Raw genomic sequence first — 24,731 nt, 5'->3', positions numbered from 1 at the left:
AAGGTTTATGGTCAACAAGTTACTGGTAACCGGCGGGATTCGCTCCGGTAAGACCGGGCTGGCTGAGCAGAGGGCCAAAGCGACCGGTAACGACGTGGTTTATGTGGCGACCGCGACGGCAGGCGATGATGAAATGGCACTGCGTATCCAGCGTCACCAGGAACTGCGGCCGGACCACTGGCAGCTTGCTGAAGAGCCGCTGCGCCTGGGTCAGGTATTATCAGAGTATGCCAGCGGCCCAGGAGAACCGCCGTTGCTGTTGGTGGACTGTATGAGCCTGTGGCTGAGCAATCTGCTGTTTGCCGACGGCGCCTTGTTCCAGCCCGAACGGGCGGCCTTTCTTGAGGCGGTTGAGGTCTATCCTGGCTCCCTGGTCATTGTGACCAACGAAGTGGGGCTCGGGACCATCGGCATGGATCCGCTGACCCGTCGCTTTGCGGATGAGCTGGGCTGGCTCAATCAGGCCCTGGCCCAGCGTTGTGATGAGGTGGTGATGGCCGTGGCGGGTTTGCCACTTACCCTCAAGGCTGGTGGCTGATCAGGCTGCGAAACACACCGAATTCGGACTGGTCCACCTGTATCCGGCTGCGGCAGGCGTAAGGCACGGCAAAGCCGGTGAATGATCTCTCCAGCGGAATGCCCAATACATTGGCCAGCACCATGCGGATCACGCCTCCGTGGCAGACCACCAAGACCCGTTTGCCGGCAAGTGTTTGCTGCCATCGATCAAAACCGTCAATAGTGCGCTGGTAGAAATCCGTCACAGCCTCACCGCCGGGGGGGAGGAAGTTGATGGGGTCCTGCCAGAAGTGGTTAAGATGATCCCCATAGCGCTCCTGGATCTGCTCAGCGGTCAACCCTTCCCACTCACCAAAGCCGATCTCCCGGAGATCTTCTTCGATATGCAGTGGAATTCTGTGTTCATCGGCCAGTTGCTGGGCAAAACGCTGGCATCGTTGCATGGGTGAACTGACGATGGCGTCCCACTGATCACCCTCGGCGATGGCAGCTATCATCTGTTGCCACCCGGTGTCGCTCAAGGGGTCGTCTTTACTGCCCCGGAACATCTGGCCGCCTTCCGGTTCGCCGTGGCGTATCAGGTCGATTACTGTGGTGGTCATAGGGCTATTCTTCCGCTTTGCCACTGACGCCAGCGTCGGTAAAACTGGCCATCCGGTTATGCAGGGCGCAGGCGGCGCGTAACAGGGGAACGGCAACGGCGGCGCCACTGCCTTCGCCCAGGCGCATGCCAAGATCCAGAAGCGGCGAGGCATCAAGTGCCTCCAGCACGGCACTGTGGCCGGGTTCGGCTGACCGATGTGCAAACAGAAGCCACTCGCGCGCAGCCGGTTGTTGATGCACGGCCACCAGTGCAGCGACTGAGACAATAAAACCGTCCACCAGAACCGGGATCCGGCGCGCGGCGCAGCCCAGGATGGCGCCGGTCAGTGCGGCTATTTCGAAGCCTCCCAGAGAGGCCAGTACCATCAGCGGATCACGGTCGGGACCATGCCGTTGCAACGCGTTTTCAACCACCCTCGCCTTGCGGGCAACGCCCTCGGAGTTCAGCCCTGTGCCCGGGCCAACGAGGGTGGTGGGCTGCTGCCCCAGCAGGGCACAGGCCAGTGCTGCAGCACTGGTTGTGTTGCCTATGCCCATGTCGCCACCAATAAACAGGCGGCAGCCAACGTTTGCGGCACGCCTGGCGGCTTCGTCGCCACTGGATAGCGCGGATTCAACCTGGCGCGAGGACATGGCCGGTGATTCTGCCATGTTGGCCGTGGAAGGCGCGATAATCTGATCTATGACGCCGGGTAACTCCGGTACTTCACCAACGGTACCCAGGTTGACCACTTCCAGACTGGCAACGAGTTCCTTGGCCATCACGCTGATGGCGGCGCCGCCGCTGGCAAAATTGGCGACCATCTGGGCGGTGACAGCCTGAGGAAATGCGGAAACGCCTTCAGCGCAAACGCCGTGATCGCCGGCAAACACCACCATTCGCACCGGATCAACGCTGGGTCTGTCGGTGCCGTGCAGGCCCGCCAGACTGATGGCGAGCTGTTCCAGCTGCCCGAGAGAGCCGGGTGGCTTTGTGAGCACCTGCTGACGCTCGGCGGCAAGCGCTGTGTGCTGAACCGAGGGCCGTGGGGGAGACGTGAGCCAGCTGTCGGGCAGTGCCATGGCGATGGGTCCTTGTGGGCGGAAAACCGAGGATGGTCTAACCGGGAGGCAAGGCTGTCAAGTTTCGTGACCGGTCGGTTAGACTTGCCGGCAATTGAATCAGGGAGACCGGCTTTGGATACGTTTGTGGTTGCAGTGCTGGTGTGCGGTGCGGCGGTTTTGTTGGACTGGTTGATGGGTGAGCCCCGTCGGTGGCACCCGCTGGTGGGCTTCGGTCGGTGGGCATCCCTGTTGGAGCAACGCCTGAATGATCAGCAGACTTTCCCGGCGCAAAGCCTCTTGCTGGGGGTGCTGGCGACCCTGGTAGCGGTCATGCCAGCCGTCGTACTGGCAATTTTTCTGCAATTCCTGCTGGAGGGCTGGCTGTGGCTGCTCACTCAGGTGGCCGGTGTCTGGCTTGCCATTTCATTAAGGGGGCTGGCGGAACATGGCCGGGCGGTGTCGACTGCGTTGGCGTGCGGGGATGGTGCCAGGGCCCGGCTGGCGGTTGGCCGCATTGTCAGTCGGGATGCTGCAGTGTTGAGTGACGAAGGCGTTGCCGCCGCGGCCTCGGAATCCATGCTGGAAAACGGTGCGGATGCGGTGTTTTCAAGCGTGTTCTGGTATCTGGTCGCTGGCTTGCCCGGACTGGTTTTGCACCGGCTGGTGAACACGCTGGATGCCATGTGGGGCTACCGGACGCCACGATATCTGTATTTCGGGCGCTGCGCCGCCAGGCTCGATGATGCTATGAACTGGGTGCCTGCCCGGCTAACTGCCTTGACCTATGCGTTGCTGGGCAATACCCGGCTGGCCGTGAAATGCTGGCGTGAACAGTCCAGGGCCTGGGACAGTCCGAACGCCGGCCCGGTGATGGCAGCAGGAGCGGGCGCGCTCGGTGTCACACTGGGCGGCCCGGCGCCTTATTCCGGTGGCGTGAAGCAGCGACCGCTGCTGGGCAGCGGGCAAGGCGCCACGGCGCAAACCGTGGAGGGCGCGATTTCCCTGGTTCAGCGTGGCGTGATGTTGTGGCTGTTGGTGTTGTTGGCCTTGGCCGCAACTCTGAATGCGTTCTGGTCAGGAGGTATCGGGTGACAGCGTTCGATGGTGCTGATTTGCCGGAGCATGGAGGTCGCCTGAGGGCAGCGGCTCAGCACTGGGGCATTCCTCCGGAACAATGGCTGGATCTCTCCACCGGTATTAATCCTGTGCCCTGGCCGGTTCCGGCAATTCCGGCGGAGGTATGGCAACGGCTGCCGGAGCCGGAAGATGGGCTGGAAGAGATTATCCGTATCTGGGCCGGGGCGCCGGAGCGTGCCTGCTGCCTACCCGTAGCGGGTTCCCAGGCGGCGATCATGGCCCTGCCAGCGGTTCGTGCCCGTAAGCATGGTTTCGGTCGGGTGGCCGTGCCCATGCCCGGTTATCGTGAGCATGGTCATGCCTGGCGGCGAGCGGGTTTCGACGTGGTGGCGATTCCTGAACAGGCGACAATGCAAGCGGAGCTGGCATGGCTGGATTCTGTGGATGTAGTGGTCTGGATACAGCCGAATAATCCGACCGGGCAGCTGATGGATCCTGCCCGTTTACGGTTTTGGCACGAGCGGCTGCGCGAGCGTGATGGCTGGCTGGTGCTGGATCAGGCGTTTATTGAGGGCGAGCCGGGCTTCGGCCTGGACCCGTGGGCGGGCGCTCCGGGGCTGATTGTGTTGCGCTCGCTGGGCAAGTTTTTCGGGCTGGCCGGTCTCCGTGCCGGTGCGGTCCTGGCCGACCCTGGTCTGGCGTGCGAGATGTCGAACGAACTTGGTCCCTGGACGGTCAGCGGTCCGGCCCGGTACCTGATGGCCAGGGCACTGCAAGACCGGGCCTGGCAGGTGGAGGCTCGTGCTAGCCTGCGAACGGCCAGACTGCGCATGGACGGCCTGCTCAGACAATATGGGATGTCGTCCCCCACCGGCACCCTGCTCTTCAGAACGGTTCAACATCCCCGCGCAGCGGGCATTGCTGACCAACTGGCTTGCCGCGGCATTCTGGTCAGGCGTTTTGACACACCCGCAGCCCTGCGTTTCGGTTTGCCACCGGATGAAACCGGTTGGCAACGGCTGGAGGGTGCGTTGTCTGAATTAACATATCTCATTGACCACCCCCACCCTGGTTGATAGTCTTGCCCGCGATTTCAGGTGCTGTATGCATTTTGTCCAGGCTGGCGATAGTCCGGAGGAGTGCCTGCAGTGAAACGGGAAGCCGGTGATATTCCGGCGCTGCCCCCGCAACGGTAATCAGGTGAAAGGCAATCCAGTACGCCACTGTGCCAATGGCATGGGAAGGTGGTTGCCCCGGAGCACAGGCTCCGCCTGTAAGCCCGGAGACCGGCCTGAAAGGCGGAACCTTGGGTTCCGGACACCAGACGTTGCGGAGGGCGACGGCGGTGGGTGAACCTGGCTCGCATTTACTGACACGCCCTCCACCCCCGTCTGAGCAGTCTGTCTTCCTCCGCAGTTAATTGATCGACCGTACGGGTGCGTGCGGTGAAACGTGAGTGAAGCTATGAGTACTGCCAAAGCCCTTCCCGCCCTGATGTTATTACCACTGGCGTTGCCTGCTGTTGCCGCCGATGAAGCGTCGGATGAACGCAAGCTGGAACCGATTGTCGTTACCGCCACCCTTGGGCCTCTGACTGCGGGTGAAAGCCTGTCATCAGTTACGGTCATCGACGAAGAAACTATCCGCGAGCAAAGCCCCTCAGAGTTCACCCAGCTGCTGCGAGGACAACCCGGCATCAACGTGACCGGCAACGGTTCCTTTGGAAAAACCACCAGTGTCTACACCCGCGGCACCGCCAACGACTCCACGCTGCTGCTGGTTGATGGTGTGCGCCTGCGTTCGGCCACATCCGGTGGTCCCTCCTGGCAGTACTTTCCCGTTGAACTGATTGAGCGGGTGGAAATTGTCCGTGGCGCCCGGAGCTCACTTTACGGTTCCGATGCTGTCGGTGGCGTTGTGCAGGCTTTTACGCTGGACCCGGAAGACACGCCGGCAGGTTGGGTAGAAGCCGGTGCAGGTAATTTCAACACGCAGAAAGGCAGTGCCGGTGTTGCTGCCCGCGCTGGAAATACCCGTTTCAGCCTGAGTGGTTTGCATAAAGAAACCGACGGTACAGCAGTGATCACCGATGGTGACGACCGGGGCTTCCGCAACACCGCCGGTATCGGACGTGTCGTCCATGAGCTGGACTCCGGCGGAGAAGCCAGCCTGGTGATGGTGCAAAGCGAGGGCAACACCGAATACGAAGGCGGCGAAATTGATTTCATGATTCGCACCATCGGCTTCGGGCTGGAAACCCCGGTGAGTGACTACTGGCGTCATTCACTTCAGTTCTCTGAATCCCGGGACGAAACCGACAACGTTACGCCCACATTCAATAGCACCTTCAATACCCGCTCACGGGCAGCGCGTTGGGACAATACCTTTACCTGGAATGTCCATGAGCTGGTGGTTGGGGCAGAGTTAATGACCGACGAAGTCAGCGGTACTACCGATTACGCCGAGACCAGCCGCACCAACACCGCCCTGTACAGCCAGTTGCGCCTGAACTTCGGCCCAACCGACCTTCAACTGAGTGTGCGCGGTGACGACAACGAAGCCTACGGCAAAAATGAAACCGGTGGCATTGCCCTTGGCCATGCTCTGGATCGGTCCCACCGAGTACGGATCAGTTATGGTACGTCTTTCCGGGCACCCACCTTCAACGATCTGTATTTCCCCGGAGCTAACCCGGACCTGGAGGCAGAAGAGTCCGGAACGGTGGAGTTGGGTGCCAGTGGCCACTATCAGACCTGGTTCTGGGATGCAGCGCTGTTCCAGCTGGATGTGGACAACCTGATTGCCTGGAGCCCGACCCCCAGTGGCTTGTGGACGCCAATGAACGTCAATGAAGCCCGAATCCGTGGTGCCGAGTTCAGCGCTGGTTTTGAGCGGGATGGTTGGCGCGGTGATGCGGCTCTGACGCTGCTGGACCCGGAAGACCGGGAAACCGGAAACCGACTCCAGCGCCGGAGTGGCAAAACCCTGCGTCTTGACCTGAGTAAGCGCGTTGGTACCTGGGACTTCGGTGGCACAGTGGTGGCCGAAGGCTATCGTTACGATGACCGTGCCAACGACGACAGACTGCCCGGTTTTGCTACTCTGGACTTGCGGGCGGGCTGGCGCTTTGCCCCTGACTGGTCAACCCGGCTGACGCTGGCTAACGTGCTGGACAAGGAATACAGCACCGCTCGTTATGATCGGCAGAATGACCTGGACTACATTGCAGCCGGCCGCACTGCCATGCTGACCGTGCGTTACGATATCCGATAATAACCGTTAAACCGGGGGAGGCCTCTGTGGCAGATCTGAAGGCAATGGCTTTGATTCTGGGCGGGATGCTGCTGGCATTCCCCGCCCTGGCATCGCCGGTCTGTGCCACGGATGATCTGGGTAAAGAGATTTGCCTTGAGCAACCGGCACAACGGATTGCCGCGCTTTCCCCCGGGGCTACCGAGCTGGCCTGGGCTGCCGGAGCCGGCGATCAGGTCGTTGCAGTGGTCGCCTACAGTGACTACCCCCCGGCCGCCAAAGAAGTGACTTCGGTTGGCAGCCACACCCGGATGGACATGGAGCGCCTGTTGGAACTGCAGCCGGATCTGGTGATTGGCTGGGTAACCGGAAACCCGACCGAGCAGTTGGCGACACTCAGAGAGATGGGTGTGCCTGTGTTCTCCATCGAGCCCCGCAGTTTTGAGGCTGTGTCTGACACCATTGAGCGTCTTTCTGCCCTGGCCGGTACTGAAGCCGCGGGTTTTGCCGAGGCGGAGCGATTCCGCAAAGGCATTACAGACCTGCGAGCCAGGTTTTCGGGTGCCGATGCAGTACCGGTGTTCTATCAGGTGTGGGATGAGCCTTTGATGACGGTCAACCGTGACCATCTGATTGGTGAAATGATTGAGTTGTGTGGCGGTGACAACGTGTTTGGCCACCTGGAGAGGTTGGTGCCCAGAATCAGTGCCGAAGCCGTTATTGCGGCCAATCCCGAAGCTATCCTGGCTGGCGGGATGGGGGAAGAAAACCGCCACTGGCTGACTCGCTGGCAGTCATTCCCGAGCCTGACCGCCACGGAGCGGGACAACCTGTTTTTTATCCCGCCATCTCTGGTACAGCGACCAACACCGAGAATGCTCGAAGGTACGCGCCTGTTTTGTGAAAAACTGGAGGTGGCCCGTGACCGGCGACCTTAATGGAGCCCTTGCGTGATCCGGCCGATCACTTTGCCACTGTTGGTGCTGGCTTTGGCCGGCGTGCTGGCCATGGTGATCTCGGTCGGTGCTGGCAGCGTGGCGATATCACCTGCTGATGTGCTGTCGGTGTTTCTGGGTGAAGGCTCGAATCTCCAGCGCACGCTGATCCTTGAACTCAGGCTACCCAGAACCTTGTCGGCCTTTGCCACCGGAGGTTTGCTGGCCGTGGCCGGGGCCCTGATGCAGGTATTGCTGCGTAACCCGCTTGCCGATCCCTATGTTCTGGGCCTGTCCGGCGGCGCCGCTGTTGGTGCGTTGCTGGCGATGCTGGCGGGACTTGGCGGCGCGGTTATTTCCGGTTCTGCCTTTGCCGGTGCCCTGCTCGCGACCTTGATGGTGTTTGGGCTGGCCCATGGCACCGGCAGTTGGACGTCCTCCCGCCTGTTGCTGACCGGGGTGGTGGTGGCCGCTGGCTGGGGTGCGGTGATTACCCTGATGTTGGCGATCAGCCCGGCCCGGGAGTTGCCGGGCATGCTGTACTGGCTGATGGGCGATGTGTCTTACGCCCGGATACCATGGCCCGGACTGGGATTGTTGACTGTTGTTTGTGTTCTGGTGGTGCCACTGGGTCGGAGCCTGAATGTGTTGGCTCGGGGACCGATGCAGGCGGCGGCATTGGGTATTTCGGTTCGCCCGCTGGAATGGCTGATTTACATTCTCGCCAGCTTGCTCACCGCCACGGCGGTCACCATGGCGGGCAGCATAGGCTTTGTCGGCCTTGTGGTTCCACATATGCTCCGGTTGGTGTTGGGCAATGATCAGCGACTGATTCTGCCAGCCTGTGCCTTGGCCGGCGGCACACTGCTGGTGCTGGCGGATACCCTGGCGCGGGTGGTGATCGCACCGGAACAACTGCCGGTGGGTGTGATCACCGCGTTGCTGGGTGTTCCCACCTTCCTGTACCTGTTGTACCGGAGTCGCTGATGAACGCCATGCAGAGCCGCCACATGCAGACCCTGAGTACCCGGAACCTGGTGATTGATATTCCCGGCCGCGTCGATGGCTACCCGCTGGATTTAACGATCGGCTCCGGTCAGATCTGGGGCGTACTCGGCCCCAACGGTGCCGGCAAGACCACTCTGCTGCATACCCTTGCAGGCCTTCGTTCGCCCCGTGCCGGTGAGCTGTATCTCGAGGATGTGCCGGTATCCGGATTAAAGCGCCGTGTGTTCTCTCAACAGCTGGGGCTGGTGTTCCAGGACCGGCAGGATGGCTTCCCGGCAACGGTAATGGAAACCGCGCTGATCGGTCGCCATCCCTGGTTGTCTCCGTGGCAGATGGAAGGGGCAGACGATCTGGCTATGGCGCAAAGGGCTCTTGAAGCGTTGGATGTCCTGCACCTGAAAAACCGTCTGGTCACTACCCTGTCTGGCGGGGAACGCCAGCGTGTGGCGATTGCCACCCTGATGACCCAGTCGCCTCATACCTGGTTGCTGGATGAACCGACGAATCACCTGGATCTGCATCACCAGGTGGCCGTCATGAAACTGCTCACCGACCGTGCGGCAGCAGGGAACGCCATTTTCATGTGCCTGCACGATCTGAACCTGGCTGCCCGCTGGTGTGATCATATTCTGCTGATGTACCCCAACGGCGAAGCCTGCTGGGGCCCGGCAGAAAGGATGCTGGTGCCGAACGCTCTGGAACGTTTGTACAACCAGCAACTGGCAACGGTGGAAGTGGATGGCGCGCCTTTCTTTGTGCCGAGACGAACCTGACCTCGAGCCTTGTGCAGCAACCGGTGGCGGGGTGTGCCTCCCGGGACACGCTGTAAATACGTCCCTGTACGCTCGACAAAAACATCCCTGTTTTTGACGGTCCCGGGAGGCACACCCCGCCACCGGTCGCCAAACTTATGGAGTTGGTTTGAATGATGGAGAATAAGGTCCCAGCGGCCATGATCACCGCCCCCGGCTCCGGCCAGGGCAAGTCCATGGTCACCGCCGCCCTGGCCCGACTGCACCGGAACGCCGGCCGTAACGTCCGGGTGTTCAAACACGGGCCGGATTACCTTGATCCCATGGTGCTGGAGGTAGCCTCCGGTAACCCGGTTTACCAGTTGCACCCCTGGATGACCGGCGAGGACGAGTGTCGGTGGCGGCTGGCCGAGGCCGCCCAGAGCGCGGACCTGATTCTGGTGGAGGGTTCCATGGGCTTGTTTGATGGCAGCCCCAGCAGCGGCGACCTGGCCAAACTGGCGGGTATTCCGGCCCTGCCCGTGATTGATGCCAAAGGTATGGCTCAGACCTTCGGCGCGGTTGCCCTCGGCTTGGCGAGCTTTGATTCCGAACTCCCTGTTCATCAGGTAATTGCCAACAAGATTGGCAGCCCCTACCACGGCGACCTGCTACGGGAGAGCCTGCCGGAAGGTATCAGCCTGCTGGGAGCGATACCCCGAAACGATGCCATGAACATTCCGGACCGGCACCTTGGTCTGGTCCAGGCGGCTGAAATGGACGACCTCAGTGATCGGCTGGATAAGGCTGCCGAAGTCCTGATGTCAGCGGGCATGGATGTGCTGCCCAAGCCCGTGTCTTTTCATTTTGAGGCACCTTCCCGGGCAGAACTGCTGCTGGCGGGGCTCAGGATCGCGGTTGCCAGGGATGCGGCCTTCAGTTTTATCTACCGCGCCAACCTGGATCTGCTCACCGCCATGGGCGCTGAGCTGGTGTATTTTTCGCCCCTGAAAGATTCGGAAGTGCCGATGGCCGATGCACTCTGGCTACCGGGCGGCTATCCAGAGTTGCATGCTGGGACCTTGGCGGAGAATCAGGCCATGCTCGCGTCGATTCGCACCTTCCACCAGGCCGGCAAGCCCATTCTGGCAGAGTGCGGTGGTCTGATGGCCTGTGCCGAAGAGCTGGCAGATAAAGACGGCAAAGTACATCGTCTGCTGGGCCTGGTGCCCGGGCGGGCGACCATGGCTAACCGACTGACCGCATTGGGTCTGCAAAGTCTGGAAACCCAGCTCGGCGGGTTGCGGGGCCACACCTATCACCATTCCAGTCTTGAGACCCCGTGGCAACCTGCCGCCAGGGCCAAGAAACAGGCCGGCTCTGAAGGGGAGGCCGTGTATCGCGACCAGAAACTGGTGGCCAGCTATTTTCACGGATACTTCCCGTCAGCGCCTGCTTTGATTAGCGCGATCTTTCGCGGTGAGGAAGTCCGGTTTTCCTGAGCAACTCGAACGCCTTAACCCAAGGAGAGTCATCATGCGTGAACGCGCCAAAGACCCCGAACGCCATGCCAGGCGCATGGCAGCAAAACAGAAGATAATGCAGGAACGCATTGCCAGAGCCCAGAAAGAACAGGGCGTGTTGCTGGTGCTCACGGGCCCCGGCAAGGGCAAAAGCAGTTCCGGCTTTGGCATGGTGGCCCGGGCTCTGGGCCACGGTATGAAAGTGGGCATCGTCCAGTTTATCAAAGGCGCATTCAGCACCGGTGAGGAAGCGTTTTTCCGGGAGCTGCCGAACGTCACCTACCACGTCATGGGACAGGGCTACACCTGGGATACCCAGAACCGGGAACAGGATGTGAAGAGCGCAACCGATGCCTGGGAAGTTGCAGCAAGCATGCTGAGCGATGACAGCTATGACCTGGTACTGCTGGATGAACTGAATATCGCCCTGAAGTACGACTACATCGATCTCGATAGGGTGCTGGACGACCTGCAGGCCCGTCCGGAAATGCAGCATGTGGTGGTCACCGGTCGCGGGGCTCCGCAGGAACTGATTGATCTGGCTGATACGGTCACCGAGATGGGTGTGGTCAAACATGCCTTCAAGGATCAGGGCATCAAGGCCCAGAAGGGTGTGGAGCTGTAAATGCCCACCCTGATGGTGCAGGGCACCACCTCGGATGCTGGCAAAACCACGGTGGTGGCGGCGCTGTGTCGCTGGCTGGCCCGGCAGGGGGTCTCAGTCGCGCCATTCAAGCCCCAGAATATGGCCCTGAACAGTGCAGTCACCGTGGATGGCGGCGAGATTGGCCGTTCCACGGCGTTACAGGCGCTGGCCTGTGGCCTGGAGCCCCACAGCGACATGAACCCGGTGTTGTTGAAGCCCCAGAGCGATTACGGCGCCCAGGTGATCTTGCGGGGCAAGGTCCATGGCAATATGGATGCTCTGGATTACCACGCCTACAAAGCTGAGGCGATAAATTCGGTGATGGCGAGCTGGCGGGATCTGAGCGCTCGCTACGATGTGGTCATCGCCGAAGGCGCCGGCAGCCCCGCGGAAATCAACCTGCGGGCCAACGACATTGCCAACATGGGTTTTGCCGAAGCCGCCGATTGTCCGGTGTTGCTGGTAGGGGATATCGACAAGGGCGGTGTTTTCGCCCAGTTGGTGGGCACACTGGCGTTGCTTTCCGACAGTGAGCGGGACAGGACGGCGGGTTTTGTCATCAACCGGTTCCGGGGTGATATTGCGCTGTTGGAGCCCGGGCTGGACTGGCTGACGGAACACACGGGCAAGCCGGTGTTCGGCGTTTTGCCATACCTGCACGGGTTGGTGATCGACTCCGAAGACAGCGTCAGTGCCGCCGGCACCAGCGAGGCCGGCGCCCTGAAAGTGGTGGTGCCGGTATTGCCCCGGATCAGCAACCACAACGATTTTGATCCGTTGCGACTCCACCCGGGCGTTGACCTGGTGTTCGTGGGGCCGGATGAACTCATTCCGCCAGCCGATCTTGTTATCCTGCCCGGCAGCAAAAGCACCCGGCACGACCTGCAGTGGCTGAAGCAACAAGGCTGGCCGGAGGCCATCCAGAAACACCTGCGGTATGGCGGCAAGCTACTGGGTATCTGTGGCGGCTTCCAGATGCTGGGGCTTAAAGTGGAAGACCCGGAAGGGCTGGAAGGTGAAGTCGGCACTACGAAGGGCCTGGCCCTGTTCGAGATGGTTACCCGTATGGTGCCGGGCAAGCAGCTTCGAATGGTAAATGGCGGGCTGACCTCCCATATTGCCAGCACGGTGGTGACAGGCGCCCTGAAAGGCTATGAAATGCACAACGGTGTCACGGAAGGCGCGGCGCTGGTGCGCCCATTTGCAGAGCTGAAAGGCAGGCCGGATGGCGCCGTCAGTGCGGATGGCCAGGTGGCGGGTACCTATATCCACGGCGTCTTCGACGAGCCAGCCGCCTGCAAGGCCATTCTGGCCTGGGCAGGCCTTAAAACACAGGGCGAGCAGGCTGTGGACTACCAGCGTCACCGTCTGCAGCAGCTTGATCGCCTGGCCGATCAGGTGGATCAGTGCCTGGACAAAGAGCGGTTAAGGAGGCTGTTGCAGTTGTGAGTAACCCGAATGATCCCTTCAGCGATGCCCAGCGCGAAGGCTTGTACCGGGCCATCTTCGAGCGCCGGGATGTGCGCTCCCAGTTCCTGCCGGATGCCATTCCGGAGGAGGTTCTGGCGCGCATCCTGAGAGCTGCCCACCACGCCCCGTCGGTCGGCTTCATGCAGCCCTGGGATTTCATCGTGATCGACAGCCTGGCGGTGCGCGAGCAGGTGCTGGACAGTTTTAACAATGAAAACGCAAAGGCCTCGGAAAACTACACCGGCGAGCGCCAGCAAACCTATCGGAGCCTGAAACTGCAGGGCATTCTGGAAAGCCCCATCAACCTCTGCATCACCTGTGATCGATCCCGCGGCGGCCCCAATGTCCTGGGGCGTAATTCCATTATGGAAATGGATCTGTTCAGCACCTGCCTGGCGGTGCAGAATCTCTGGCTGGCGGCACGGGCCGAGGGCATTGGCGTGGGCTGGGTGAGCATCCTGGATCAGGATGTACTGTCGAAAATCCTGCAGTTACCGGATCATGTATACCCACTGGCCTATCTCTGCCTGGGCTATGTCAGTGAATTCCTGGAGCAACCGGAATTACAGTCCAAAGGCTGGCGTTCCCGGCTGCCGCTGGAAGATCTGGTACATGGTAATACCTGGGGTGGCGCCCTTGATCAGGAGTCCCTGCTGGCCCGGTTAAAGCAGGTCTGACATCGGGATGGACGTCAGTTTCCTATTGGCGGCAGATCCCTCACCAGTGATTGCAGCTCGCGAGAGATCGCAATCAGCTCCTTCAGCAATTGGGGGTTCACGTCCATGTGGCCCTCGTATTCGGCCAGATTGCGGGCCGAATGACACTTGTCCAACACGCGCCATTTGGCATTGGGTAAGCCAATGGTGTGTTGCAGGCACTGGAAGACAATATAACGGCTTTCGGAACGATACCCGTGCCATCTCAGGGCGGCGAGCGATAATGCGTGGGCGGCGCCATAAGCCAGAGAGAACTGGCTGTCCTCAGACAATCCCTCAATGCAGGCGTCCCGGAGCTTGGTGTCGGCAGCCTTGAGCATGCCTTCGAACTCCCGGGCATCAGGTGGTTCTGCCTTGAGTCGTCGGATCCTGACCAGATTATCGAGTGCTTCCATGCAATGTGTCCTGTCTCAGTGGCTGAAGCGGAGGTCGAGGCGGGGTTGGTCCAGCACCCGGGTGACAAAGCTCTGATTGTCTTTGATACGCTGCTCGAACTCGGCGGGAGAGTATAACGTGGGATTGATGGTTCGTTGTAATTGTTGTTCGGCGGGGGCCAGCAGTTCCATAACCTCGCTGTAACTGAGATCGTGGCCGATCAGCATGACATCGACATCGCTGCCCGCATGGGCATCCCCTTTTGCCACGGAACCGTAGATAAAGGCCTGTTCGAGAGTATCCGCCAGTGGCTCCAGGGCATTCCGGAGCACATCGGAAATACCAAAGGTTTTCTGGACGATGTGTTTCAGCTCATCGAAGATCGGGTTGTCCGGGTTGGCCTGGTAGTGGTTCTGGTTGCCTTGGCGGGTCATGACGACCAGACCGGAATCGGTCAGTTTGGCCAGCTCCCGGACAACGGTGCCGCGCCCTATATTTGCTAGCCGTACCAGTTCATTCAGGTACAGGCTCTGGTCTGGATGGCCGTAGATAAGCGATAGCAGGCGCTGTTGGGTTTTGGTAAACAGTGCGTCACCGATACTGGTTCCGGGCATGGTCAGGTCGCATCTCATGAGTCTCAATATGGGTACTTTAGTACCTGATTTGGGTATTTTCAATCCCATGTTGGGCTCTTTAAGTCCCAATTTGGGGATCTCTGTGGAGGGTCTATGAAGTTTTCTGTGTTTTACCAGCAGGCCTTGGCCCGGAAGGGTGGCGAGCAGGCCCTGAAATCCCTGTTGCCTCCGGTCACCGAAAAGCATCGTCTGGCGGAGATCGGCGACGACCGTTACCTGTCCGAGATCACCCGATGCATTTTCAAGGCTGGTTTTGTCTGGCGGGTAATCGAGAACAAGTGGCCGGATTTTGAGGCGGCCTTCGAAGGGTTTGTGCCCGCCTACTGGCAGCAGGTGCCGCCAGAAGTGCTGGAGCAGCTGGCTACAGACGAGCGTATCGTTCGCAACATGCAGAAGATCCGGACCGTGCCGGAAAATGCCCGGATGATCATGGATGTGGCGAAAGACCATGGCAGCTTTGGTCAGTTTCTGGCCCAGTGGCCGTCGACCGATCAGGTGGGGCTGCTGCTCTACCTGAAGCGTAACGGTGAGCGTCTGGGGGGGAACTCAGCCCAGTACTTCCTGCGCCGGGTGGGTTGGGATGGTTTTATCCTGTCACACGATGTGGTTACCGCCCTGACCCGGGCCGGAATACTGGATGCCTCACCGGCCAGCAAGAAAGGCATGAGCCAGGCCCAGGAGGCGTTCAACCGTTGGCACGAAGAGACGGAAATGCCCGTCAGCCACCTGTCCCGGATAGTGTCCTTCACGGTGGATAACTGACGATGCCCCCACGTTAGAGAAACAGCAACAGCGCCAGTTCACTGAACACGACAGCTGCACCCAGGGTGTCGCCGGTGTAGCCGCCAAGCTGGCTACGAAGATAGCTGCCCCAGAACACAGCAATCAGCAGGACGGCCGTTATGGCTGCGGGAATCAGTAACGGCTGCCAGAGTGATAATCCGGCTGCCAGCAACAACACAAACCCCGCGGCCGCCAGCAAACGGCTGCGGGAGAAACCGTCTGCCACCGGCTTGGATTTACTCTTGTCGGGGTCAGTGACGTACGGCAGGCAGGCCATCAATATCAGTGGTGTCAGCCGGGAAACCGCAGGTGCCACCAGCAACGCAAGCCAGATCAATTCAGCCTCAGCCAGCAGAGCTACTTTCAGCAGCAAGGCCATCACCAGTGCCACCGTGCCATAGGTTCCGATCCGGCTGTCTTTCATGATCTCCAGACGTTTTTCCACGGTATAGCCGCCGCCGAGAGCATCAACACTGTCGGCCAGGCCATCTTCGTGGAAGGCCCCGGTGATAAACAGGTGCAGAATAACCACCAGGATAATGGCCGCCAGCGGGCTGGCCACCAGTGAGAACAGAAAATAGGCGGCGCAATAGCCAAGGCCGAGCAGAAGGCCCACCAGGGGAAAATAGACGCTGCTCTGGTTCATCAGGCGCTGGGAGTAATCAATCCGGACGAGCATGGGGATACGAGTCAGGAATCCCAGTGCCAGCCAGAAAGCCTGCCATTCTTGTGCAATCCGCGAGCGAGGGAGCAAGGGCGCCTCCTTGAGAATTCAAAAGCGCCCATTGTACGTGAGACCAGCAAAGTTTGCGGCGTTCTCAGAGTAGCATCAGTCCAGCCACTCCCCGGGGTTGTCGGTGGTAAAGCGTGTCACCTTGTCCGGGGGTTCACAGCTGTCCGTCATGTCCTGGTCGCTCAGCAGCACGTAGGTATCCCGGTGAGCAGTGCCCAGCGGTCGGGCCCCCTGCTTATTGAAACAGCCAAGCTCTCCGTCTTCAGCCACCATTAAATAGCTATCCGGTGTCTCCCGCATCCAGAGCCATGCGTTGCGGCTTTCCTGTTCTGTGTCACTGAAGTAACTGAAATGGGTAAAGTCCCGCTTTGAAAACAGAATGAACTGTTCCCGGAAATTGATCATGCCAATCTGCCCGCCGGCAGGCACGAACTGCTCGGCTGCGGCGAGCACATTTCTGGGTGTGCGCAATGGCTCGAGAATCCGATAACCCCAGGTTGTGAACACCAGCCAACTCACCATCAGGGCAATGAACCAGCGCCCGAGTGCCCGACAGCGCCAGAACGCCATGAGACTTGCGACCCAGATAAACCCAAGGGTGAACAACAGGGTGCCGGCTTCGTGCAGTCGAGCCGGATCCTGGGTGTAGTCAGCGACCTTTTCCACCAGACGAGGGTGGTCATTCCAGGCTAGGATGCCCAGGATGATCAAGGCTGCACCAAGCAGCAGATGCAGAACACTGGTGACCGCCCCGAACCAGCGTGCCGGGTTTTGTCCACTCAATGCCGGGGCCAGGCTCAGGGCCAGTGCCGGCAAAGCCGGGAGCACATACACTCCGCGTTTGCCCGGGCTCAGGCTGAAAAACGCCACCACCAACACGACCCACGCCAGCAGAACCACCACGTCCAGCCTGTGTTTGAGAATCTCACGAATGGGCCGCAGCAGTGCCAGGAATAGCAGCGGCAGCGGAAACCACAGCGAGGGAATCACGCTGGCGAGGTAGTAATACCAGGGCTGAATGTGCCCCCAGGAATCGGCATAGCGCTCGCCGGTCTGTTTGAACAGAATGTTGTCGCGATAGGCCAGGGCCTCGTCGGTGCCCAGGTGACTGACGGCCAGCACCATCGGCACCAGCCAGGCTGTCACAACGGCCAGCATGACCAGGGGGCCGAGGGCGCAGCGCCACCGGAGTGTGCCCTGAAACCGAGAAGTGTCCTGCAGTTTCAGGGCCAGTATCGGAATGAACAGCAAGGCGGGCAGAAAGCCAACCCCTTTGGTAATAATGCCAAGCCCCATAAAGGCCCAGGCCACGAAATACCAACGCCAGGACGGCTGCACGAAAAAATGCCGGATCAGACCGTAACAGGCCACCATGATCCAGCAGGCCACCATGGCATCAATCTGGGCTCGCTGGGCCTGAATCAGGAACTGGGGTGCCACCATCAGCAGCAGTGCGGCAATGGCGCCGGTGCGTTGGTTCCACAAGCGTGTGCCCAGATCGAACACCAGGCCCAGGGTTAGCAGGCTGCACAGGGCGTTCGGTAGCAGAAACGCGATTTTCAGGTTGCCGGTCAGCCAGTAGAAAAAGGCGATGGCCCACATGAACACCGGTGGTTTGTCCGGGTAGAGTTCGCCGCCCCGCATCGGCAGCAGCCATTGCCCGGAGGTCACCATTTCCCGGGCCACTTCGGCGAATCGCGGTTCGTCGGCGGGCCACGGAGAGCGTAACCCGATGCCGGTCAGAATCATGAGTGCCGCGAAGGCCAGTACCACCAGTAACAATCGGTTGTACGGCAGATTGAATAAGGTGTCGGGTAAACGCCGAAGACGGAAGTCGAGTGTCATAATCGCAACTCAGGAGGGGTCAGATACGGAATCAGCAAGGGTCTGATTGCGCTGGTTGTGATACAGGTAAGCGCCAATGGCACTTGCCAGCGCGAACAGAACCGCGCTTACCACAAGCTGATCGAGACGGGCCTGGCCAATCCCTGCGCCGGCCATTGCAAAGATCACCATCTGGGGCAGGTAGCCAAGAACGCTGCCCAACAAAAATGGGACGAATCGTATCCCGGAACACCCGGCGAGGAGATTGGTGACAAGATTGCTGCCTACCGGCAACAGCCTGATCATGAGTATTTTGAGCAGAGTGCCTTCCGTGAACAGCAGGTCAAAACGTTGCATGCGATCTGAAAAACGGTTCAGGAGTGATGTTCGCAAAAGCCAGCGTGCGACAAAAAAGCAGCATGTCGCGCCAATGGCTGTAGCGATAGTCGATAGGATCGCACCCTGAATGCTGCCTGCGGCAAATCCCAGAACGAAAGCGAGGACCTGTCTGGGGGCTCCGAATCCAGTGAAAAGTGCACCGAGCAGCGTAATGGCTGAAAGTCCTGCCAGCCCATTACTGTTCAGGAAATCTGCCACGCGCTCCTGATCGGTCAGAAAACCGAACCAGTCCCCGCTCATGGTCAGATAGCCTGTTAATACCAGGATGGCGAAAGATAGCCAGCGCAGTCCCGAAGCCATATCAAGCCCGTTCCGTTGCCGGTCGACTGTTGTTCGGATCCTCTAGGTTTGCAATTTGAGGAACTCGTGTGCGGTGAAGTAACCACATAACGCCGATCATATCGACGATTCCTGCCCATGCACGGTTCCAGGCATTGTATTTGGAAATCCCGGCCATTCTTGGGCGATGATTGACCTCGACAATGGCGATTTCGCCTCCCGCGCCTTTCACCAGCGCGGGAATGAACCGATGGGCGTGATCGAACCACGGCAGTTTGAGAAAGGTCGATCGGGGAAACAGCTTCAGTCCACAGCCTGTATCGGGAACTCCATCATGTAGAAAGGCGTTGCGAATACGATTAGCCAGGCGTGATTGGAAACGTTTCCATGCTGTATCCTTCCGATTTCTGCGATAGCCGGCAATACAAAAGTCGGGATTGTGGAGTCTGTTCGCTTGTTGCAACAGTGCTGGAATATCGGCGGGGTCGTTTTGACCATCTCCGTCCATTGTCACAATCAGTTGGCCTGTGGCGCGAAGGATACCGGTCGCCAGTGCCCCGCTCTGTCCGATGCTCTGTTCATGTCGAACCGCCAATAGCCTGCCCCCCAAAGCCTCGGCAGTGCGACGAGCTGTTGCCAGTGTCTGGTCGGAACTGCCATCGTCCACGAGCACGACTTCAAAGCCCGGGTAATCCCTCATAACGTTGAAGGCCTCGGTCAGCAGCTTCGCGATGTTTTCCTGCTCGTTTTTTGCAGGAATGACCAGTGACAGAGTGCTGTGCTGAGACATTGAGATATTCTCCAAGATGTTAACCAAACCACGTTGCCGTGCGGTTTATGCCTTGGAGAATTATCAGCCTTGAAGCTTAACCGAATCTTAAGAGCGTTTCGTGAGCGCCGGGCATCGTGCTGGCAGCCATACTTGCACACAAAGCCCGGGTTGACCGTCTGCCCTGTCTGCCAGGATAAGATGGCCGCCATGGAGCTCGGCAATACGCCGAGCAATCGCCAGCCCCAGCCCTGCGCCTCCTCCTTTACGTTGATCCAGTCGAACAAACCGGCTGAGTGCGCGTTCACGCTCCTCCGCGGGAATTCCAGGACCCTGGTCACAAACCGAAATGGCGTAGCCTTCACCTGCGGGAACGAGATTGGTGGTGATTATGGTATGAGGCGGACTGTATTGGATGGCGTTGGCCAGCAAGGAGCGCATGAGGGTGTTAATCAGGGCACTATGGCAGCTAATCAGGGACTGACCTGTTTCGTCCTGGAGCACCGGCTCTATGTTTTTCTTTAGCGCCAGCGGTGCAACATCTGCGATGCTTTGTTCCAGAATGGCGGAAAGATTGTGATGCTCCGGCGGAAACTGAGCGCCGGAGTCCACCCGACTCAGTAACAGCATTTGTTCGACCAGATGAACCATTCGGTCTACGGCCTGGATAAGGTCTCCATATTGTTCGGGGTTGTCACCGTAAACTTTCTCCAGATTCAGGCGCAGCGCGGCCAATGGGGTTCGCAGCTCATGTGCCGCATCAGCGGAGAAGCGGCGTTCACGTTCCAGAGCCTGATTCAGCCGTCTCAACAGGCCGTTGACTGCGTGCACCAATCCAGCTACTTCTTTCGGAGCCTGACGATCATCGAGGGGATGGATGTTCTCAGGCGCCATGTTCCGAACCGGTTTTTCGAGTTTTCTCAAAGGCTTGAAGCTCACCTGAATTGACGCCAGGACGGCTATGGCCAGTAGAGGCAACGCCAACAGAAAAGGCAGAACGTTGCCCAGCGCAATTTCCTGGCTCAGTTCATCCCGAACGTCCTCTCGCTGGGCGGTACGTATCCAGAACCCGGTCGATGTATCTCGCATGGTAAACGTTCGCCATTGATAGCCGGCGGCCTCCTGCCAGGCAAATCCTGGCTCAAGGCCCTGGGCATCGTTAGCCCGGAGCGTGTCCAGCACAGGTTGTTGATCAGGAGACCAGACTTCGAAAGCGATTTTGCGTTCGTATTTATGCCCGGCACCGTCGGGCAGAATTTCGTCCTCTTCTTCATCGCCCTGAAATAATGCGTCCGGCAATTCGAGAGTTTTCGACAGCGTAAAGGCTAACTGCTCGATAGACTGAGTGCTCGAGAGATGTTCCACCAGCCCCTGCACAATCCGGGTACTTTGTGCCAGCTCCGCATCGAACAGTTCGTCCAACTGGTGATTGCTGACATAGAACCCCCAGCCTGCCGCGATCAGAGTGATCATAAAAACAGTGCTGGTAATTAGCAGAATCAGCTTCCGTGTCAGGCTCATATTTCTTGGCCTTCCGAGGCTGCTTTGCTGTCCAGCATGTAGCCAACGCCGCGCACAGTGCGAATGGCCTGCTTACCCAGCCGCCGGCGCAGATGGTGAACGTGAACTTCCAGGGCGTTGCTCTCGGCACCCTGATCCCAGCCGTAAAGTTGTTCCTCCAAACGTCGTCTGGTTGCCACCTGATCAGGGTGCCGCATCAGATAGTGAAGGATCTGCAGTTCGCTACGGGGTAGCACGAACGTCTCTGTGCCTACCTGCAATTGCGCAGAGTCCGGATCAAGCACGAGTCGCCCCACCTTGAGTCCTGAGACTCGTGTGCCTGAGCGGCGGCGAGTAACCGCCCTTATCCGGGCTTTCAGTTCTGACATGGCAAAGGGCTTGGTCAGGTAATCGTCTGCCCCTGCATCCAGTCCCTGTAGTTTTTCGGTCAGTTCGCTCCGCGCAGTCAGGATGATGATGGGCAACTCTACGCCCTGCTCCCTCACCTGGCGGACAATGTCCAGGCCATCGACACGGGGTAACGTCAAGTCAAGAATGGCCAGGTCAAAGCTCTCGTTCAGTAAGGCGTTCAGAGCCTGTTGGCCATCATCGACCCAATCTACGGTATTCTGGTCGTCCCGGAGCATGCTCAACATGGTGTTGGCCAGGGGGTGGTCATCTTCGGTCAGAAGTATGCGCATTCTGTTACAGCCATCCGTTTGGTGTTCAACTCAAAGGTTGTTTGTGCTCTTCAGTGTAATTGAAAGCTGGCGGAGTGCGGCCGGAATCATTGCTCAACGCTGCACTCTTGGTTACCGGTTCCAGCAGAAACAGAATGTAACGCCGGTTTTGATCGACCGGATCGGCTATCTGCTCCAGTTGGTCGAGCAAGTCCCGCTGATCTTTATCCACCGCTACAGCGATGGGCAACGTTCGATTTCCATCAGCGAGTTCGCGCCTGAGGGCTTCCACCTCGATGCCATCAACTCTACCCGCGCTGTAAAACCGGGCAGAAAACGGAGGTTCGCCGGTATAAACAAGCCTTGCAGAGGGCTTGTCAGACAGATGACTGGCGGTCATCACCAGCTCCCGTTCCGTTCTCAGCAGCTCCGGATGAAGGCTCACCCAGCCGCTGGCAAATGAGCCAAGCACGGGGATGAAAAGGGTGGCGGCCACTGAGGAACGCTTCAAGCGTCGGCCGATGTCTGGCATCAGTAGCCCGGAGCTGAGCGCGGCAACAAATGGCAGACCAGGCAGCACATAGGTCCAGAGTATGTTACCGGCCAGGGTAAAGAACACGGCCGGTGCCAACGCGGCCAGGAGTACCAGCGCGCTGACATGTTGTTCGCCAGTATGCCATTGCTGCAGCTGGAAGGCGCCGCACCAGTGGTTGCGAAGCACGCCAGCCACCGCGACAAGCCCCCAGGGCATGCTGGCAAGCACAAGATAGAGCCAGATCGTGCCCCGGGGGAAATCGTGGGCACTGCCGTAAAGGTCACCCTGCCAGCCGCTGACGACAAAGCGCTTGATGTGCTCACCGACAATGAAGTAATCCAGGAAACCCGGTGTCTTCAGCTCTGCCAGGACATACCAGGGCGCTGACATCAACAGGGTCAGGGCCAGCCCGCGCACCCAGGGCAAACTGTGCCAGAGGGTCTGCCAACGGTTGAAGGTGAGCGCCCAGAGGAACACCGGCAGGCCAGCAAGCACCAGAACCAGTGGTCCCTTGGCCAGCAGGCCAGTAGCCAGGCCGATGAAGAACAGCCAGCCCCAGAGCGGCGGCCCCCCCTGCAGGCGAATGATCAGGCTCACCAGTGTCAGGCTGGTGCCAAGGGCCAGGAATGAATCCGTCATTACCGTGCCGGCAGACAGAAAGCCCAATGCCGTAGTGGCGTAGATTAACGCAGCCCAGAGCCCTTGAGTTTTGGCTCCGTGGCCGAGCGGGTCGGGGTGCAGGTAGCGACGCAGGTTGTAGACCAGCCAGACGATGCCGACATTGGCCAGCCAGGAGGGCAGTCGGCCGGCGAATTCGCTGACGCCGAACAGCTTGAACGACAGTGCCTGAGTCCAGAACGACAGGGGCGGCTTGCCCCAGAAAGGCACACCAATATCGAACCAGGGGGTTATCCAGTCGCCGGTTTCCGCCATGATCCGCGCCATCTCCGCGTAGCGGGGCTCGGTGGTGTCCGCGAACGGCAACAAGGCAGACAGGCCGAGCCTGGCAGCAAGCACCGAGACCAGCAGCCACAGCAAGGTGTTACTGATTCTGGTCATGGCCGGCCACTCGCAGCATGGGTTGTATGTAAGTCATGGTCTCCTGACTATCTTCCGCCACGATAAAGACCGGGCGTTGCTTGGTTTCCATATAGATGCGCCCGATGTATTCCCCCAACAAGCCGACACACAGAAGCTGGACGCCGGACAGGAAGGTGATCATGGCAATCAGGGAGGCATAGCCCGGTGTTGAAATGCCGAAGGCCAGCGCCCGGATTACCTCCCAGAGGCCAACGGTGCCGCCTGCCCCCGCGGCCAGTAAGCCCAGCACAAGGGCCAGTCGCAGTGGTCGGGTCGAGAATGAGGTGATGCCCTCCATGGCCAGGTGTACGAGTTTCAGGTAGTTCCACTTGGTGCTGCCTGCGATTCGGGGGTCGCGATCGAATTCCAGGGTTACGGTGGGCATACCGACCCAGGCAAACATGCCCTTGAGGTAACGGTTGCGTTCCGGAAGCCGGTTCAGGGCCTCGACCGTGCGCCGGCTCATCAGCCGGAAGTCGCCGGTATCGACCGGAATCGGAGAATCGCTGATCCGATTGATCAGACGATAGAAAAGGCTGGCCGTGATGCGTTTAAGCCAGCTTTCGCCGGCCCGGGATCGGCGTTTCATCAGCACGACATCGGCCCCTTTGCGCCATTCGGCAAGCATGTCGGGAATCAGTTCGGGGGGATCCTGAAGGTCTGCATCCATAAGCACCACGGCCTCGCCGCGGGCGTGCTCCAGGCCGGCCGAGACTGCCGCCTCCTTGCCGAAGTTTCGGGACAACTGCAAGACACGGATTTCTGGCTGCCGTTGCCTGGCGGCCATCAGAATGGCGACCGAATCATCCCGACTGCCGTCGTCGACAAACAGCAGCTCAAAGCTGCCGTCGAGCTTTTGCCCGGTTGTCCAGAGTCGAGCCAGCAGGGCCGGGAGCACTTCAGCCTCGTTGTGGACCGGAATAACTATGCTCAGCATAGGTTCAGGGGAGCTTGAGCGTTGTTTTTTCATGGAAAACAAACCTCTTGGCAAAGAAGTAATTGGCAACCGTGACGAGTGCCGTGGCCAGGAACTGTGCTGACAGGACTTTGAGGCCAGCCAGGCTGAGAACGGAGAAGCTGAAAAGGTTCAGGGTCCAGCCCAGACTGGCTGCCGCCAGGTATCGCGGCATCGCGACTCGGTGCGGCAGGTTCGAGGCAAACGCGTACTGATGCTGGGCCACGTAGTTGAAAACCAGTCCGGCCGTGGCTCCGGTTGCTGTTGCTAGCCTGGGGTCAAGCCCGGCCTGAACCAGCAGGCCCATCATCAGCCAATGCAACAGCGTGGCCAGTCCGCCGGCTGCAAGAAAACGGGCAAGTCGGCGTTGAAAAAAATGGCGAGCTTTGGGCATAGGTGTTTGCGTCTGTGTCGATTGTTTTCGGGATAGCCCCGAGGTTGGCCGCAATCTACCCCTCCTTTCTTAAGTGAGCCTTAACCGTGCTGGCACAGAAACCTTAAGGCGCTCTTAAGGTTTCTGTGGTGCCGTCTTAAGACTGGTTTAAGCCAGCCTTTCTAATCTGTCAGCCATGACCCTGCGTCCGTCTGGGCCAGGAAAAGCAAGCAGAGAGAAGGCAGCCATGACTGATCCGTTAACAATGTCGACCTGTTGTCCTCCGG

The 24,731-nt window shown here is 59.5% G+C and carries 25 protein-coding genes and 1 riboswitch; of the genes, 12 read left to right on the top strand and 13 right to left on the bottom strand.

Features of this window, described 5'->3' with window-relative positions:
- The first annotated feature begins 7 nt into the window (after nt 1–7).
- Entirely contained in the window at nt 8–538 is a 531-nt protein-coding gene (gene cobU, locus ACAM27_RS01490) for a bifunctional adenosylcobinamide kinase/adenosylcobinamide-phosphate guanylyltransferase (protein WP_022993408.1), read from the top strand.
- On the opposite strand, the gene ACAM27_RS01485 is transcribed toward cobU, so the two are convergent.
- Both ACAM27_RS01485 and cobT read right to left on the bottom strand, forming a co-directional pair.
- Entirely contained in the window at nt 522–1,121 is a 600-nt protein-coding gene (locus ACAM27_RS01485; RefSeq protein WP_041656086.1) for a histidine phosphatase family protein, read from the bottom strand. The genes cobU and ACAM27_RS01485 overlap by 17 nt on opposite strands.
- A gap of 4 nt (nt 1,122–1,125) precedes the next feature.
- Nucleotides 1,126–2,184 carry a nicotinate-nucleotide--dimethylbenzimidazole phosphoribosyltransferase gene (gene cobT / locus ACAM27_RS01480; protein ID WP_222197720.1) on the bottom strand — a complete coding sequence of 353 codons (1,059 nt, stop codon included), beginning with the start codon at nt 2,182–2,184 and terminating at the stop codon, nt 1,126–1,128.
- Between the two features lie 114 nt (nt 2,185–2,298).
- Between cobT and cbiB the strand changes: the two genes are divergently transcribed.
- The 10 genes from cbiB to bluB all read left to right on the top strand — a co-directional run bounded on the left by cbiB (nt 2,299) and on the right by bluB (nt 13,485).
- Nucleotides 2,299–3,258: an adenosylcobinamide-phosphate synthase CbiB gene (cbiB, locus tag ACAM27_RS01475; RefSeq protein ID WP_222197719.1), complete on the top strand. Its 960-nt coding sequence runs from the start codon at nt 2,299–2,301 to the stop codon at nt 3,256–3,258.
- Nucleotides 3,255–4,319, top strand: coding sequence for a threonine-phosphate decarboxylase CobD (cobD, locus tag ACAM27_RS01470; protein WP_022993404.1), 1,065 nt, complete (start codon nt 3,255–3,257; stop codon nt 4,317–4,319). The genes cbiB and cobD overlap by 4 nt, the downstream gene beginning before the upstream one ends.
- Before the next feature lie 24 nt (nt 4,320–4,343).
- Nucleotides 4,344–4,553, top strand: a riboswitch (cobalamin riboswitch).
- Nucleotides 4,554–4,707: 154 nt separating this feature from the next.
- A complete protein-coding gene (locus ACAM27_RS01465) occupies nt 4,708–6,516 on the top strand; it encodes a TonB-dependent receptor domain-containing protein (RefSeq protein ID WP_222197718.1) in 1,809 nt (602 codons plus the stop codon).
- Between the two features lie 26 nt (nt 6,517–6,542).
- A complete protein-coding gene (locus ACAM27_RS01460) occupies nt 6,543–7,433 on the top strand; it encodes a cobalamin-binding protein (protein WP_222197717.1) in 891 nt (296 codons plus the stop codon).
- Between the two features lie 69 nt (nt 7,434–7,502).
- A complete protein-coding gene (locus tag ACAM27_RS01455; RefSeq protein WP_222197760.1) occupies nt 7,503–8,417 on the top strand; it encodes an iron ABC transporter permease in 915 nt (304 codons plus the stop codon).
- Nucleotides 8,417–9,211, top strand: a complete 795-nt coding sequence (locus tag ACAM27_RS01450; protein ID WP_023007796.1) for an ABC transporter ATP-binding protein — start codon at nt 8,417–8,419, stop codon at nt 9,209–9,211. The genes ACAM27_RS01455 and ACAM27_RS01450 overlap by 1 nt, the downstream gene beginning before the upstream one ends.
- Before the next feature lie 152 nt (nt 9,212–9,363).
- On the top strand, nt 9,364–10,671 hold the full coding sequence (locus tag ACAM27_RS01445) for a cobyrinate a,c-diamide synthase (RefSeq protein ID WP_222197716.1): 1,308 nt from the start codon (nt 9,364–9,366) through the stop codon (nt 10,669–10,671).
- A gap of 34 nt (nt 10,672–10,705) precedes the next feature.
- Nucleotides 10,706–11,317 (top strand): cob(I)yrinic acid a,c-diamide adenosyltransferase, encoded by a 612-nt coding sequence (gene cobO, locus ACAM27_RS01440; RefSeq protein ID WP_011783832.1) that lies wholly within the window; start codon nt 10,706–10,708, stop codon nt 11,315–11,317.
- A complete protein-coding gene (locus ACAM27_RS01435) occupies nt 11,318–12,787 on the top strand; it encodes a cobyric acid synthase (RefSeq protein ID WP_222534219.1) in 1,470 nt (489 codons plus the stop codon).
- Complete coding sequence (bluB, locus tag ACAM27_RS01430; protein WP_222534220.1) at nt 12,784–13,485, top strand: 5,6-dimethylbenzimidazole synthase; 702 nt, start codon at nt 12,784–12,786, stop codon at nt 13,483–13,485. The genes ACAM27_RS01435 and bluB overlap by 4 nt, the downstream gene beginning before the upstream one ends.
- A gap of 14 nt (nt 13,486–13,499) precedes the next feature.
- Here the strand turns inward: bluB and ACAM27_RS01425 are convergent, their stop codons facing one another.
- Entirely contained in the window at nt 13,500–13,919 is a 420-nt protein-coding gene (locus ACAM27_RS01425) for a hypothetical protein (RefSeq protein WP_222534221.1), read from the bottom strand.
- 15 nt (nt 13,920–13,934) lie between these two features.
- Nucleotides 13,935–14,513 (bottom strand): nucleotidyltransferase domain-containing protein, encoded by a 579-nt coding sequence (locus tag ACAM27_RS01420; RefSeq protein ID WP_222534222.1) that lies wholly within the window; start codon nt 14,511–14,513, stop codon nt 13,935–13,937.
- A gap of 114 nt (nt 14,514–14,627) precedes the next feature.
- On the opposite strand from ACAM27_RS01420, the gene ACAM27_RS01415 reads away from it, so the two are divergent.
- Entirely contained in the window at nt 14,628–15,296 is a 669-nt protein-coding gene (locus ACAM27_RS01415) for a DNA-3-methyladenine glycosylase I (protein ID WP_222534223.1), read from the top strand.
- Between the two features lie 13 nt (nt 15,297–15,309).
- On the opposite strand, the gene cobS is transcribed toward ACAM27_RS01415, so the two are convergent.
- The 9 genes from cobS to ACAM27_RS01370 form a co-directional block, all read right to left on the bottom strand.
- A complete protein-coding gene (cobS, locus tag ACAM27_RS01410) occupies nt 15,310–16,071 on the bottom strand; it encodes an adenosylcobinamide-GDP ribazoletransferase (RefSeq protein ID WP_222534224.1) in 762 nt (253 codons plus the stop codon).
- A gap of 75 nt (nt 16,072–16,146) precedes the next feature.
- Nucleotides 16,147–17,895: an ArnT family glycosyltransferase gene (locus tag ACAM27_RS01405; protein WP_369612436.1), complete on the bottom strand. Its 1,749-nt coding sequence runs from the start codon at nt 17,893–17,895 to the stop codon at nt 16,147–16,149.
- A gap of 9 nt (nt 17,896–17,904) precedes the next feature.
- Nucleotides 17,905–18,573: a TVP38/TMEM64 family protein gene (locus tag ACAM27_RS01400; RefSeq protein ID WP_369612435.1), complete on the bottom strand. Its 669-nt coding sequence runs from the start codon at nt 18,571–18,573 to the stop codon at nt 17,905–17,907.
- 1 nt (nt 18,574) lies between these two features.
- Complete coding sequence (locus ACAM27_RS01395) at nt 18,575–19,342, bottom strand: glycosyltransferase family 2 protein (RefSeq protein ID WP_031211751.1); 768 nt, start codon at nt 19,340–19,342, stop codon at nt 18,575–18,577.
- Between the two features lie 87 nt (nt 19,343–19,429).
- Nucleotides 19,430–20,842: an ATP-binding protein gene (locus tag ACAM27_RS01390; RefSeq protein WP_183579905.1), complete on the bottom strand. Its 1,413-nt coding sequence runs from the start codon at nt 20,840–20,842 to the stop codon at nt 19,430–19,432.
- The gene (locus tag ACAM27_RS01385; protein ID WP_011783840.1) at nt 20,839–21,522 is read right to left on the bottom strand and encodes a response regulator transcription factor; all 684 of its coding nucleotides are present in this window, start codon (nt 21,520–21,522) and stop codon (nt 20,839–20,841) included. The genes ACAM27_RS01390 and ACAM27_RS01385 overlap by 4 nt, the downstream gene beginning before the upstream one ends.
- 25 nt (nt 21,523–21,547) lie before the next feature.
- Complete coding sequence (locus ACAM27_RS01380) at nt 21,548–23,095, bottom strand: glycosyltransferase family 39 protein (protein ID WP_222534227.1); 1,548 nt, start codon at nt 23,093–23,095, stop codon at nt 21,548–21,550.
- On the bottom strand, nt 23,079–24,086 hold the full coding sequence (locus tag ACAM27_RS01375) for a glycosyltransferase family 2 protein (protein WP_036149969.1): 1,008 nt from the start codon (nt 24,084–24,086) through the stop codon (nt 23,079–23,081). Before ACAM27_RS01375 ends, ACAM27_RS01380 begins: the two co-directional genes overlap by 17 nt.
- Nucleotides 24,058–24,465 carry a GtrA family protein gene (locus ACAM27_RS01370; RefSeq protein ID WP_011783843.1) on the bottom strand — a complete coding sequence of 136 codons (408 nt, stop codon included), beginning with the start codon at nt 24,463–24,465 and terminating at the stop codon, nt 24,058–24,060. The genes ACAM27_RS01375 and ACAM27_RS01370 overlap by 29 nt, the downstream gene beginning before the upstream one ends.
- Nucleotides 24,466–24,731 lie beyond the last annotated feature (266 nt).

It is taken from the genome of Marinobacter sp. RI1, from assembly GCF_041155085.1.
Lineage (GTDB): Bacteria > Pseudomonadota > Gammaproteobacteria > Pseudomonadales > Oleiphilaceae > Marinobacter > Marinobacter nauticus.
This window is presented reverse-complemented; position numbering and strand designations above follow the sequence as displayed.